Genomic DNA, 13,394 nt, shown 5'->3' with positions numbered 1-13,394 from the left:
TTTTTGCTATAATGAAAGATACCCTTGAAAGTTGTAGAAAAAAAGTGCAAAATAAACGTTAGTATAAAAAGACTAGTTGAAAGGACGTCGTCATGGCAGAGCGTGGATTATTAATCGTATTGTCTGGACCATCTGGTGTAGGAAAAGGCACAGTGCGAAAAGCAATTTTTGAGAGTGAGGATAATGATTTCCAATATTCGATTTCAATGACTACACGTAAGATGCGTGCAGGAGAAGTTGAAGGAGTCGATTATTACTTTAGAACCAGAGAAGAATTTGAAGCAATGATCGAAGCAGGCGAAATGTTAGAGTATGCGGAATATGTGGGAAATTATTATGGAACACCACTGTCTTATGTGAATAAAACATTGGATGAAGGAAAAGATGTATTCTTAGAAATCGAAGTCCAAGGTGCCCAACAGGTCAAAGATAAAGTACCTGATGGTGTCTTTATTTTCTTAACACCGCCCGATTTAGCAGAATTGAAATCGCGAATCGTAGGTCGTGGAACAGATGCGGATGAAGTAATCGAAGAACGAATGAAAGTCGCAAGAGCAGAAATCGAAATGATGGCTCTTTATGACTATGCTGTGGTAAATGATGAAGTGCCCCTCGCAGTAGAACGAATCAAAGATATTATTGCAAGCGAACACTTTCGAGTCGAACGTGTTATCGGTAAATATAGAAAAATGTTAAAGGAGATGTAGTCTTATGATGTTAAAACCTTCAATCGACTCATTATTAGATCGTGTCAATTCAAAATATTCTCTAGTTATTTTGGCAAGCAAACGTGCACACGAATTAGATGCTCAAGTACAACCAACAATGGATTCTTTTGAATCTGTAAAAAGTGTGGGTCAAGCACTAGAAGAAATCGAAGCAGGAAATGTGATCAATGATCCACACCCTGAATTAAAACGTGAACGTTTAAGAATGGAAGACGAAGAACGCAAAGCACAAAAAGATCGTGAACAACAAGAATTAGAATCACGTATCCGTGAAGAACAAAATCTATAAAAGTTAGGTTTTTTAGAAATAAAGAACAACTAGCGAAAGCAGTTCGAACAATCAATTGCATAAGCCGAAATTTCCGAAATTTGATTCTCAAATTTTTGTGGAATTTCGGCTTATTTTTCTCATACCCTGAGTCAAAATCTAGCAAAAAAGGTGGAGATCTAGTATTTATTCGCTTTTCGTTTATACTACTGCCGTTAATTTTTTTTTAGGATTTGCTAGAAAGTAAGACAAACACAGAAATCTCTAGTAAAATAAGCAAGAGCCATTTTGTCTATTTTAGACAAAATCAAAAAAGGAGGAAGGAACCCATGACAGTAACTGCTGAAGTTATCGTTGATGTACCAACGATGCAAACCGATCAACCATTCACTTATCAGGTTCCTTCTGAACTTGAAGAAGCTATCCAAATCGGTATGCGCGTGGAAGTGCCCTTTGGTAATGGGAACCGTCATGTTCAAGGTTTTGTGATGACGGTAAAAAAAATGGATAGGAACAACACGCAGGAATTAAAAAAAATCATCCAGATCCTCGACTTAGCGCCAGTGGTGAATGAAGAATTACTCTTACTCGCGGATTACATGAAGACAATTACGTATGCGTTCAAGATCACTTGTTTGCAAACGATGCTTCCAAGTGTCATGAAAGCGGAGTATGAAAAGCAAATTTATCCGCTTGTAGCACAAAAAGACGTCTTGGATCTTTTTAATGGGCGAGAAGAGATTTCTTGGAAAGAAGCAACTGAACAAGGTATCTTGTCGCAATTGATCCGCTGGCGTCAAGAAAAACTAGTGGATATCAACTATGAAGTCCACACAAAAAACAAAGTGAAAACGATCCGAATGGTCCACTCTGATTTAACGAATGAACAAATCGACAGCGAATGGGGAAAATTGAGACAAAATGCGAAGAAACAAAAAGAATTGTTGCTTTGCTTGGCGGAACAAACACAACCAGAAACGGTTTCTTATTTCAAAGAAAGAGGGATCAGCACAGCTGTTTTGAACCAAGGAAACGAAAAGGGCTGGTTGCACTTTGAAGAAGTGGAGAGCTACCGCGATCCTTACAAACATCGTACCTTTGATCAGACAACTGCTTTAAAACTGAATGAGGAACAACAATATGCGGTGGATCGGATCATTGACGCAGGCAAAAGCACAAGTAGCCCAACTTTTCTGTTAGAAGGCATTACTGGGAGCGGTAAAACAGAAGTGTACTTGCAAGCAATCGCTGAAGTCTTGTCACAAAAGAAAACCGCAATCATGCTTGTGCCTGAGATCGCGTTGACCCCACAGATGGTCGAACGCTTCAAGGGACGGTTTGGTGAATCTGTTGCTGTTTTACATAGCGGGCTTTCTCAAGGAGAGAAGTATGATGAATGGCGTAAGATTGAACGAAATGAAGCACAAGTCGTAGTAGGTGCCCGTTCGGCTATATTTGCTCCGTTAGAAAATATTGGATTGATCATTATCGATGAAGAACATGAATCCAGTTATAAGCAAGACGAGACTCCACGTTACCATGCGAGAGATTTAGCGATCTGGAGAGGAAATTACCATCATTGCCCAGTTGTGCTAGGAAGTGCAACGCCTTCTCTAGAATCACGTGCTCGTGCACAAAAAGGGGTATATGAATTGTTGCGGTTGAACCAACGCGCAAAATCATCTGCGCAATTACCATCGATCGAAATCGTCGATATGCGAAAAGAGATGCAAAAAAATCATGTATCGACATTCTCTAGTCAATTACAAGAAAAAATACAAGATCGATTGGCTAAAAAAGAACAAACGGTGTTATTACTGAACCGTCGCGGCTACTCCTCCTTTGTGATGTGCCGAGATTGTGGGTTTGTCTTACCTTGTCCCAACTGTGATATTTCATTGACTTTGCATATGGACACTCATTCGATGCGTTGCCATTATTGTGGCCATGAAGAACCGATTCCGCACCGCTGTCCAAATTGTGGCGGCAATAAGATCCGTTACTATGGAACAGGAACGCAGAAAGTAGAAGAAGAACTACAAGAACTTTACCCTCACGCCCGTATTTTGCGAATGGATGTAGATACAACAAGGAAAAAAGGGGCACACGAACGAATTCTACAAAAATTCGGACAGAAGGAAGCAGACATTTTGTTGGGAACGCAGATGATTGCGAAAGGATTAGACTTTCCAGATGTGACGTTAGTAGGTGTACTCAATGCCGACACTTCACTCAATCTTCCAGATTTCCGTTCAAGTGAACACACTTTTCAGTTGTTGACGCAGGTTTCTGGTCGAGCAGGTCGAGCAGAAAAAGCGGGTGAAGTGATTATCCAAACGTTCAATCCGCAACATTATGCCATCGAGTTAGCAAAAGAACAAAATTATGAACGATTTTATCAGCAAGAAATGAATGTGCGGCACCGCAGCGGGTATCCACCTTACTACTTTACGGTGAAGATCACGACGAGCCACCAGGAAGAGCAAGCGGCAGCAAAAAAAATATTTGAGATCTTCAACCAGTTGAAACAGACATTAGGACCGAAAAGTTTATTACTAGGCCCAGTACCAAGCACGGTTTCCCGTGTGAAAAACCGCTATTACTATCAATTGATCATTAAGTACAAACACGAACCTAATTTGGAAAATGTGTTAAACCAAATTTTGAATCAAAGCCAAAAAGAACAACGTCAAGGATTATTTGTTGCAATCGATAATGAACCACTACATTTTATTTAAGAGAGGTACAGACATGCGCTATCCTATATTGATCCACCCCAACGATAAATTGAAACGAGTAGCTCAGCCAATCGATGTCATCACAGATGAAACGGTTGCACTATTAGATAATCTTTATGAAACGATGGTCGCCAATGACGGTATCGGTATTGCCGCACCCCAAGTAGGAAAAAACAAACGAATTGCGGTTGTTGAAGTCGATGAAGGGGATAAGTTTGAACTGATCAACCCGGAAATCATCGAAGCAAAAGGTGAAAGTATCGATGTGGAAGGTTGTTTAAGCATTCCACATGTATATGGAACAGTCAAACGCGCTGATGAAGTGACTGTACGCTATTATGATCGTGAAGGCGAAGAAATCGAAGTGACTGCTTTTGGTTACTTAGCACGCGCTTTTCAGCATGAGATCGATCATTTAGATGGTGTACTGTTCGTAGAGAAAATGATCGAACAAATACCAGAAGCAGAATTAGAAGACTATATGGAGGAGCATCTGAATGACTAAACTAGTATTTATGGGTACCCCTGCTTTTTCAGTACCGATCCTTGAAGGATTATTAGCAGAAGGATATGAAGTGGTAGCGGTAGTGACCCAACCAGACAGACCAGTGGGGCGAAAAAAAATAATCACGCCTTCCCCGGTCAAAGAAGCAGCTGTGAAACATGGACTACCTGTTCTTCAACCAGAAAAAATCTCCGGCTCAGCGGAAATGGAAGAAATCATTGCTTTGCGACCAGATGCCATCATTACTGCTGCATTTGGCCAATTCTTACCAGAAAAATTATTGCAAGCACCTATATTTGGCGCTATCAATGTCCATGCCTCATTATTGCCTAAATATCGAGGAGGAGCACCTGTACATTACTCGATTATAAATGGGGAGGAAGAAACAGGTGTCACGATCATGGAAATGATTAAAAAAATGGATGCTGGCGGCATCTATGCCCAAGAAAGTTTGCCAATCACAAAACAAGATGATGTCGGCACGATGTTTGAAAAACTTAGTGTTTTAGGGAAAACATTATTGTTAAAAACGTTGCCTGATATTTTAAACGGCACAATAAAACCGCAGCCTCAAGATGAAGTGAATGTAACTTTTTCACCAAACATTACGCGCGAACAAGAAGCCATTGACTGGAATAAAACAGCGGAAGAAGTGGATAATCAAGTACGAGGCATGCGTCCTTGGCCAGTTGCATTCACGACCTATGAAGGTACACGTTGGAAGCTTTTATCTGTGGAGGTGCTTGATGAGACAACAACTGAAGCACCTGGAACGATCATTCAAAAAGACAAAAAAAATCTTTGGATTGCTTGTGGTGGAGGAACAGTTTTGGCTATCAAGGAGTTACAGCCAGCAGGTAAAGGAAAACAAGCAATTGCTGAATTCTTGAATGGTAGCGGACAGCATGTAGAGATTGGACAGCAGGTGAAATAATGGCAAAGATACCTAAAAAAATGAAAAAATCAGTACGTTACATGGCGCTGATAACACTTGAAAGAGTCAATAAAGGCGGCGCTTATTCCAACTTGTTGCTGAATGAAATGATCAAACAGAGCGACTTGAATTCGAAAGATACCGGCCTTTTTACAGAGCTGGTCTATGGGACTATCAGTCGCCAACGTTTATTAGAATTTTATGTTGCACCTTTTATTGCCAAAGCAAAGAAAGTGGATAACTGGGTCAAGACGTTGCTTTATTTATCTGTCTATCAATTGGAATTTTTAGATAAAGTACCTGCCCACGCCATTTTTAATGAGGCAGTAGAAATCGCTAAGACGAAAGGTAATCCTGGTACAGGAAAATTCGTCAATGGAGTCTTACGAAGCTACCAACGACAAGGAAAACCAGATGTTGAGGCAATAAAAGACCCCGTTGAGCGCTTAGCGACAACGATCAGTTTGCCACTATGGCTGACGAAACGATTGATTGAACAAGTGGGTTATGAGGAAACAGAAAAATTGGGGCATTCTTTGTACCAGCCTAGTCATGCGAGTGGCCGTGTGGATACGAGAAGATATGTAAGGGATCAAGCTATCTTGACGTTACAAGCAGAAGATATCTCTGCTACAGCAAGTATCGTCAGTCCTTACGGAGTAGTCGCTGAAAAAGGGCATCTAGCCTCCAGCTCGCTGTTTCACGATGGCGTCATGACGATCCAAGATGAGAGCTCTATGCTGGTTGCTCCAGCAATGCAAATCGAGCCCGAACATCATGTTTTAGATGCCTGTGCAGCACCTGGCGGGAAAACAACGCATATTGCTACCTTTTTAGATCCGACTTGTGGCGGAGAAGTGACTGCTCTTGATGTCCACGAACATAAAGTAAAATTGATTGAGGAAAATGCTGAACGCTTAGGAGTATCATCTGCGGTGTATGCACAGACAATGGATGCGAGAGAAGTTAAAGAGCAGTTTTCTTCACAAAAATTTGATCGTATCTTAGTAGATGCTCCTTGTTCAGGCCTTGGTTTACTTAGAAGGAAACCCGATATCCGCTACAAAAAAAATGCCAAAGATTTAGCCAATCTTCCGAAAATCCAATTAGAGATTTTGGAAAGTTGTGCAACTGTGTTAAAATCTTCTGGAATATTGACATATAGTACATGCACCATCTTGAAAGAAGAAAACCAAGAAGTAATTGCCGCTTTTCTAGAACGGCATCCAGATTTTGAAAAGATTGATGTTTTAATTGATCCTGTGCTACAATCATCAGTCGAAGATAAAATGTTGACCTTATATCCACATCAATTCTATACAGATGGGTTTTTCATTTGTTGTTTGCGTAAAAAGTAATGAGGTGAAAGAATGCAGATTGAATATCAATCAGATGTAGGAAGACGACGTAATACGAATCAAGACTATGCTAGTGTGTTCACGAATCAAGAAGGAATCAAACTAGCGATATTAGCTGACGGAATGGGCGGTCATCGTGCGGGAGATATTGCTAGTCAGATGGCTGTGCTGAACTTAGGAAATGCTTGGGAAGAACAAGACTTAACGGACGACGAAAAAATCGCTCAGTGGTTCATCCAAGCAATCCAAGAAGAAAATGCACTTATCTATCAAAGAGGACAAGAACAACCTGAGTACAATGGAATGGGAACCACTATAGTGGCTGCAGCTTTATCTGAAGAACGATTTACGATTGCACATGTTGGCGATAGCCGTGCGTATCTCATTCGTGACGGCAAGATCATTCAGCTGACAGAAGACCACTCTTTGGTGAATGAACTCGTAAAATCTGGGGAAATCAGCGAAGAAATGGCTGTCAATCATCCTCGAAAAAATATTTTGACTCGCTCGGTTGGTATGCCGGGAACGGTAGAAGTTGATGTTTCGACATATATTTGGCAATTGAAAGATCGTCTTTTATTGTGTTCAGATGGTCTGACCAATATGTTGTCGGAAGAAATGATCGAGACGATCGTTAATCAAGAAGGAACATTGTCTGATAAAGTGACAGAACTTATCAATCAAGCAAATGAAGCAGGCGGAGCAGATAATATCACCGTTCTTCTAATCGAATTTAAGGAGGACGCAGCATGATCGAACTAGGTAAAAAACTGAACGGTCGATATCAAATCACTGGAAATATCGGTAGCGGAGGCATGGCAAATGTCTTTTTAGCTCATGATTTGATCTTGGATCGTGATGTAGCAGTAAAAGTATTACGATTCGATTTTCAAAATGACCAAACAGCTATTCGTCGCTTTCAGCGTGAAGCACTAGCTGCGACTGAGTTGGTCCATCCGAATATCGTCAGCGTCTATGATGTAGGTGAAGAGGACGATATGCAGTATCTGGTGATGGAATATGTGAAGGGAATGGATCTAAAAAGATATATCCAGACACATTATCCTGTTCCATATGAAACAGTAGTCAACATCATGCAGCAGATTTTATCAGCGATTTCTTTAGCACACAGTCATCAAATCATCCATCGAGATCTAAAGCCACAAAATATATTAATCGATAATGAAGGTGTCGTGAAGATCACCGACTTTGGGATTGCGATTGCTTTATCTGAAACATCGATCACGCAAACGAATACGATGCTTGGATCGGTTCATTATTTATCTCCTGAACAAGCGAGAGGAAGCATGGCCACTAAGCAGTCAGATATTTACGCGTTAGGGATCATTCTCTATGAATTACTGACAGGTAGCGTTCCATTTGATGGTGAGTCAGCGGTAACGATCGCGTTGAAACATTTTCAAGATGAATTGCCATCGATCAAAGCTTTAGATCCTGCAATACCGCAAGCTTTAGAAAATGTGGTGTTGAAGGCGACGGCTAAAGAACCAGCAGATCGCTATAAGACAGCAGAAGAAATGTCAGATGATCTTGCGACAGCATTATCACCGGCACGTGCAAATGAACCAAAATGGCAACCACAAGTCATGGATAATGAAACGAAAATACTCACACCATTGACAGAAGATACACCAATGCCAGAGTCATTCAAATCCATGCCGCTACCAAAAGAAAAAACAGAGGAGCAACTTTCCGTTCCAGAAGATGAAGCTCTTCCAGATGTAAAAACAAAAAAACGAAAAAAATGGTGGATCATTCTACTTGTGATTTTAGCTTTACTAGGGATCGGTACCAGTATTTTCTTTGCTTCAGGCGGACGAGGGGAAGTTGTCATTCCTGATGTCTCTGGATTATCGGAAGCTTCCGCAAGAGAAACATTGACGAAAGCCAAATTAGTAGTAGCTACCAAGACAGAAGAGATCGCTGATGACAAGATCGAAGAAGGCGACATAGTCAAAACAGATCCTGCAGCAGGAACAACCGTCAAACAAAACCGAGAAGTAACTCTTTATGTAAGTAGCGGGAAGAAAAAAATCAAATTAGATGATTATACCGGTATGAGCTACGATGAGGCAAAAGAAAAGCTGACAAAACTTGGTTTTTCTTCTAGCTCGATTGAAAAAGAAGAAGAATTCAGCGATGAAGTCGATAGTGGAGAGATTATTTCTCAAACACCAGATAAAGGCTCAGAAGTAGATCCAGAATCAGATACGATTTCGTTTAAGGTAAGTAAAGGGCCAGAAACAGTGTCGCTACGCAGTTATGTAGGCGAGCCTTATGAATCTGCCTTCAATTCACTTCTTGCAGCTGGATTTGATGCCAACAATATTGGTACTAGTTATGAGCCTAGTGATACTGTGCCAAGTGGGGCAATTATCAGTCAAACCCCAGAATCAGGTGAAGTCGTACCAGGCCAAACATATATTAGCTTTAGGATCAGCCAAGGACCTGATACAAAGACGTTGAATGATATTTCAGGCTATACGAAAAGCGATGCACAAAGCTATTTAGCAGGGATTGGTGCAGAGTATATCGGACATGAAACGTATGAATATTCTCCTACAGTGGAAAAGGACAAAGTGATCCGGACTGTTCCTGGTGTAGGGGCGAAAGTCGCTAAGGGAACAATTGTCAATGTGGTATATTCAAAAGGACCTGATCCTGCATCTTCAAGTTCTAAAGAAGAATCATCTGAAAGTAGTTCAAGCAGCTCAAGTTCAAGCAGTTCAAGTTCCTCAACGGAAAACAGTACAAGCAGTAGTGAAAGTAGCGATAGTTAGAGCCATCTGCAAAAGTTAATAATTAACAATCTAGTTTTAGAGGCTGAGACATCTCCATATCTCAGCCTCTTTTTTAGCTATAAAGAAAGTAAAAAACCACAAGGAAAAAGTTGTCATCTTCACGTTGATGATAGCGAACTTCACGGACCAGCTCTTTTTGGCAATAAGAAAAATGTGAAAATCAATTTCTTTCAATTTTTGTCTTGTTGTAGAGCTGAACATGTTCGTGAAGCTTTTCTAATTTACAGAAGTTTATAAAAGGAACCCCACATGACTTTTCTTTCCTGTGGTAAAATAAGGAAAAATGGAGGTGGCATAACATCAAAGGACAAATCAGAAAAGCAATCAGCGGATTTTACTATGTCTATGCTGACGGCGAAACCTATCAAACAAGGGGAAGAGGGAATTTTCGTAATCGGAAGATCACCCCATTAGTTGGCGACCAAGTGATATTTGAAAGTGAAAACAAAACAGATGGGTATTTACTAGAAGTGATGCCTCGTAAAAATCAATTGGTGCGCCCCCCAGTAACCAACGTCGATCTAGGAATCGTTGTCACTAGTTTAGTCGAACCTAATTTTTCTTATAATTTATTGGATCGTTTTTTAGTATTATTGGAATATGAGTCAATTGAGCCCATCATTTATCTGACTAAAACAGACTTGTCACCCAATGATCCTAAAATTGCTGACATCAAGCGAGTCTACGAAAAAATCGGGTATCCGGTGATTGTGCCAAAACACCCAAATGACACAGCTGAATTGGTGCGCTATTTCCCAGAACGGTTATCTGTTTTTATGGGACAATCTGGTGTCGGAAAATCGACATTGCTAAATCAGATTTCACCAGAATTGAATTTGGAAACTGGTGAGATCTCTGACTCATTAGGTCGAGGAAAGCATACGACAAGGCACGTCGAACTTTTGCCTTTATATGATGGTCTCGTAGCGGATACACCAGGATTCAGTTCAATCGATTTTTTGACCATTGAAGCGACGGAACTACCGAAACAATTTCCTGAGTTTGTAGAAGCAGCGCACCATTGTCGTTTTAGAGAATGTATGCATGCCAAAGAACCAGGGTGTGAAGTCAAGAAACGTGTAGAATCAGGCGAGATTGCGCAAACACGTTATGATGATTATTTGCAGTTCTTGCAAGAAGTAGAAAATCGTAAACCAATGTATTCAAAAAAAGAAGGTAAACGAAAATAGGAGGGAATCTTGATGAAAATAGCACCATCTATCTTAAGCGCGGACTTTGCTAATTTACAAAGGGATATCGAATTAGTTGAAAAAGGAGGAGCAGATTATATCCATGTGGATGTCATGGACGGACAATTTGTTCCTAATATCACATTTGGACCGAATATCGTCCAAGCGATTCGTCCAATCACAAAATTGCCATTAGATGTCCATTTGATGATCGTTGATCCGGAAAATTATATCCCGGCATTTGCTAAATCAGGTGCAGACATCATCACAGTGCATGTCGAAGCAACACATCATATCCATCGTGCCTTGCAAATGACGAAGGACCTAGGAGTCAAAGCAGGAGTGGTCATCAATCCAGGAACACCTGTATCAATGATCAAACACGTTTTATCCATTGCAGACCAAGTTTTGGTTATGACGGTGAACCCAGGTTTTGGCGGACAAAGCTTTATTGAGGAAACGGTAGAGAAGATTTCGGAATTAGCCGAGTTACGCCAACAAAACGATTGGCATTATACCATTGAAGTAGATGGCGGGATCGTACCAGAAACGGCTAAGATCTGTCGAGATGCAGGTGCGGAGATTTTTGTTGCAGGTTCATATGTGTATAATTCTGAAAATCCAGTAGGACAGATCGAGCAATTAAAAGAGGCGTTGAAATAAGATGGACATCTTGTTGGTAGCAGGAGGATCACCTAAAGAGTGGCCAGCATTAAAAGAAAAATATGATCAGTATATTGGGATTGATCGAGGGGCTCTTTATCTTATCCAACATGATTTTCCTTTGGATCTTGCAATCGGCGATTTTGATTCGTTGGATCTACAAGAAAAAGAGTATGTAAAGAAGGCGGCCGTAGAACTGATCCAAGCTCCTGCGGAAAAGGATGATACAGATACGCAATTAGGTTTGTCGAAAACGTTGATGCTTTACCCTGAGGCAACGATCACGCTGATTGGGGCAACTGGCGGTCGGATCGATCATTTGTTAGCCAATCTTTGGTTGCCTTTAGAGCCACGTTTCAAGTCCCATGCGCAACAATTGGTCATAAGCGACAGGCAAAATCATCTGACTTTTTATTTGCCAGGTGAGCACAGCATTACACAACTTCCTGAAATGAAATATCTTGCATACTGTTGTTTGACACCTGTTACGCAGTTAGCAATCAGAAAGAGTAAGTATGAGTTGGAACCGACCGATGTTTCACAGCCGACTTCCTATGCCAGTAATGAATTCATCTCAGATACGGCTGAATTCTCCTTTTTAGAGGGAGTTGTAGCAGTTATTCAAAGTAGAGATTGAGGCTAGTTCAAGTCGCTGTGATTGGAAAAATGACAGGGTAAATTAATTGCTAAAAAAAAGCTTAAGAGAGGTGTCTTACCTTTTGTTTCGCCTCGATTAGTGATAAAATTGAGCGTAAGAGTCTAATTAATTCGAGGTGTCTTTGTGAAGAAGTTCAATCCTAATAAAAATATTATAATTACCTTAGTTATTGTTATCATTGTTGTAACGATAATAAGTGTGACCGCTGCCCAACGAGCGAATGAAGGAAAGCCTAATTTCTTCCAGTCCGTCGTGAATGACAGTGTATCATTCGTTGATCGTGCAATCTCAGCGCCTGTAAGATGGGTGGAAAATGGGGTTGATTCTGTCCATAACCTGTTTACTACTTATTCTGAAAATGAGCGTCTTAAAGAAAAGATCGACAGCTATGACGAAGTAGCACTAAAAAACAAAAATTACCAAAAGGAAATCGAAGCACTGAAAAAAGAACTTGAATTGAACCAGACATTGGCTAGCTACGAAAAAGTAACAGCAAATGTCATTACACGTTCACCGGATACTTGGCAAGATATGCTGATCGTGGATAAAGGATCAAAAGACGGCATTGAAGTCGATATGGCGGTCATGTCCCAAAAAGGACTGATCGGTCGTGTGATCGAAGTGAACAATGCTTCTTCTAAAATTGAGTTGCTGACTTCATCCAATGAAAGCTCTAATCATTTTCCAGTACGTGTCTCTTCTTCTAGTGGCGAGGCGTTTGGGTTGTTGAAGAATTATGATGAGAAGACACAAGCTTTAGTAGTCACTCAGCTGACTGGCGATACAAATATCAAAGAGGGTGACGTAGTACAGACTTCTGGACTAGGCGGAAACTCACCAGCGAATCTGCCGATCGGTACAGTGGTCAAAACGAAACCGGACAGTTTTGGATTGGATCGAGAAGTATACGTTAAACCTTATGCCGGTATGTATGATATATCAGTGGTGACGATCGTACAAAGGCTAGTGGAGGAATAACCGATGCTAAAAAAAGAGACAATGAAATACTACCTGCCTATCGTATTGTTCCTATTGATGTTGATTGATGGGCATTTGACACGAATGTTCGTTGAGTGGTCAAAAGGGGATTATATGGCTAGTGCGCATTTTCTGATTTTAGCTTTATTGTTTTGCAGTCAAAAATTCCCGAAACGCTATCTACTGATCACGACGATCATCATAGGAGCCATATTTGATGCGTATTATATAGGGGTGATCGGGATCTATGCAGTTGCTCTCCCTTTAATGGTATTTATCATGTATGGAATGAGTTCGGCGATCCACTTCAATATCTTTACAGAATTTTTTAGTATGATCATCTTTGTTACCAGCTATGAATTGTTTACTTTAGCTGTCCAATTGATCTTCAAATTAGTTTCTGTAAATAACACCTATTTTATCACGAGATACTTAGGGCCGACTTTATTGTTGAATATGATCATTTTTGCTATCTTTGTTTTTCCTTTTAAGAAATTATTCAGTGATGAATAATTTCTTTTTTTATACTTGTTTTTTGAAATATTCTGATAT

13 protein-coding genes are annotated in these 13,394 nt (G+C 40.4%); all 13 read left to right on the top strand.

The genetic code is table 11. The features are described 5' to 3' along the window. The first annotated feature begins 92 nt into the window (after positions 1 to 92). The 13 genes from gmk to mreD all read left to right on the top strand — a co-directional run bounded on the left by gmk (position 93) and on the right by mreD (position 13,355). Positions 93 to 707: a guanylate kinase gene (gene gmk, locus DVW83_RS03310; protein WP_104660508.1), complete on the top strand. Its 615-nt coding sequence runs from the start codon at positions 93 to 95 to the stop codon at positions 705 to 707. Positions 708 to 711: 4 nt separating this feature from the next. After that, positions 712 to 1,017 carry a DNA-directed RNA polymerase subunit omega gene (gene rpoZ, locus DVW83_RS03305; protein ID WP_005875143.1) on the top strand — a complete coding sequence of 102 codons (306 nt, stop codon included), beginning with the start codon at positions 712 to 714 and terminating at the stop codon, positions 1,015 to 1,017. A gap of 308 nt (positions 1,018 to 1,325) precedes the next feature. Further along, the gene (gene priA / locus DVW83_RS03300) at positions 1,326 to 3,734 is read left to right on the top strand and encodes a primosomal protein N' (RefSeq protein WP_104660507.1); all 2,409 of its coding nucleotides are present in this window, start codon (positions 1,326 to 1,328) and stop codon (positions 3,732 to 3,734) included. Between the two features lie 13 nt (positions 3,735 to 3,747). Continuing rightward, positions 3,748 to 4,239: a peptide deformylase gene (def, locus tag DVW83_RS03295; RefSeq protein WP_005875145.1), complete on the top strand. Its 492-nt coding sequence runs from the start codon at positions 3,748 to 3,750 to the stop codon at positions 4,237 to 4,239. Continuing rightward, positions 4,232 to 5,173, top strand: coding sequence for a methionyl-tRNA formyltransferase (gene fmt / locus DVW83_RS03290; protein ID WP_104660506.1), 942 nt, complete (start codon positions 4,232 to 4,234; stop codon positions 5,171 to 5,173). Before def ends, fmt begins: the two co-directional genes overlap by 8 nt. Beyond that, positions 5,173 to 6,531: a 16S rRNA (cytosine(967)-C(5))-methyltransferase RsmB gene (gene rsmB / locus DVW83_RS03285; protein WP_104660505.1), complete on the top strand. Its 1,359-nt coding sequence runs from the start codon at positions 5,173 to 5,175 to the stop codon at positions 6,529 to 6,531. Before fmt ends, rsmB begins: the two co-directional genes overlap by 1 nt. A 12-nt stretch (positions 6,532 to 6,543) precedes the next feature. After that, positions 6,544 to 7,284 (top strand): Stp1/IreP family PP2C-type Ser/Thr phosphatase, encoded by a 741-nt coding sequence (locus tag DVW83_RS03280; RefSeq protein ID WP_005875151.1) that lies wholly within the window; start codon positions 6,544 to 6,546, stop codon positions 7,282 to 7,284. Continuing rightward, positions 7,281 to 9,332, top strand: coding sequence for a Stk1 family PASTA domain-containing Ser/Thr kinase (pknB, locus tag DVW83_RS03275; protein WP_104660504.1), 2,052 nt, complete (start codon positions 7,281 to 7,283; stop codon positions 9,330 to 9,332). Before DVW83_RS03280 ends, pknB begins: the two co-directional genes overlap by 4 nt. 320 nt (positions 9,333 to 9,652) lie before the next feature. After that, positions 9,653 to 10,543, top strand: a complete 891-nt coding sequence (gene rsgA / locus DVW83_RS03270; protein ID WP_104660503.1) for a ribosome small subunit-dependent GTPase A — start codon at positions 9,653 to 9,655, stop codon at positions 10,541 to 10,543. Between the two features lie 12 nt (positions 10,544 to 10,555). Then, positions 10,556 to 11,206: a ribulose-phosphate 3-epimerase gene (gene rpe / locus DVW83_RS03265; protein WP_104660502.1), complete on the top strand. Its 651-nt coding sequence runs from the start codon at positions 10,556 to 10,558 to the stop codon at positions 11,204 to 11,206. A 1-nt stretch (position 11,207) separates the two neighbouring features. Then, complete coding sequence (locus tag DVW83_RS03260; RefSeq protein WP_104660501.1) at positions 11,208 to 11,843, top strand: thiamine diphosphokinase; 636 nt, start codon at positions 11,208 to 11,210, stop codon at positions 11,841 to 11,843. Between the two features lie 144 nt (positions 11,844 to 11,987). Next, a complete protein-coding gene (gene mreC / locus DVW83_RS03255) occupies positions 11,988 to 12,842 on the top strand; it encodes a rod shape-determining protein MreC (protein WP_104660500.1) in 855 nt (284 codons plus the stop codon). Between the two features lie 3 nt (positions 12,843 to 12,845). Next, positions 12,846 to 13,355: a rod shape-determining protein MreD gene (gene mreD, locus DVW83_RS03250; RefSeq protein WP_123862854.1), complete on the top strand. Its 510-nt coding sequence runs from the start codon at positions 12,846 to 12,848 to the stop codon at positions 13,353 to 13,355. Positions 13,356 to 13,394 lie beyond the last annotated feature (39 nt).

The sequence above is a fragment of the Enterococcus sp. VV15 genome, from assembly GCF_005236045.1.
Classification (GTDB): Bacteria; Bacillota; Bacilli; order Lactobacillales; family Enterococcaceae; genus Enterococcus_B; species Enterococcus_B durans.
This window is presented reverse-complemented; position numbering and strand designations above follow the sequence as displayed.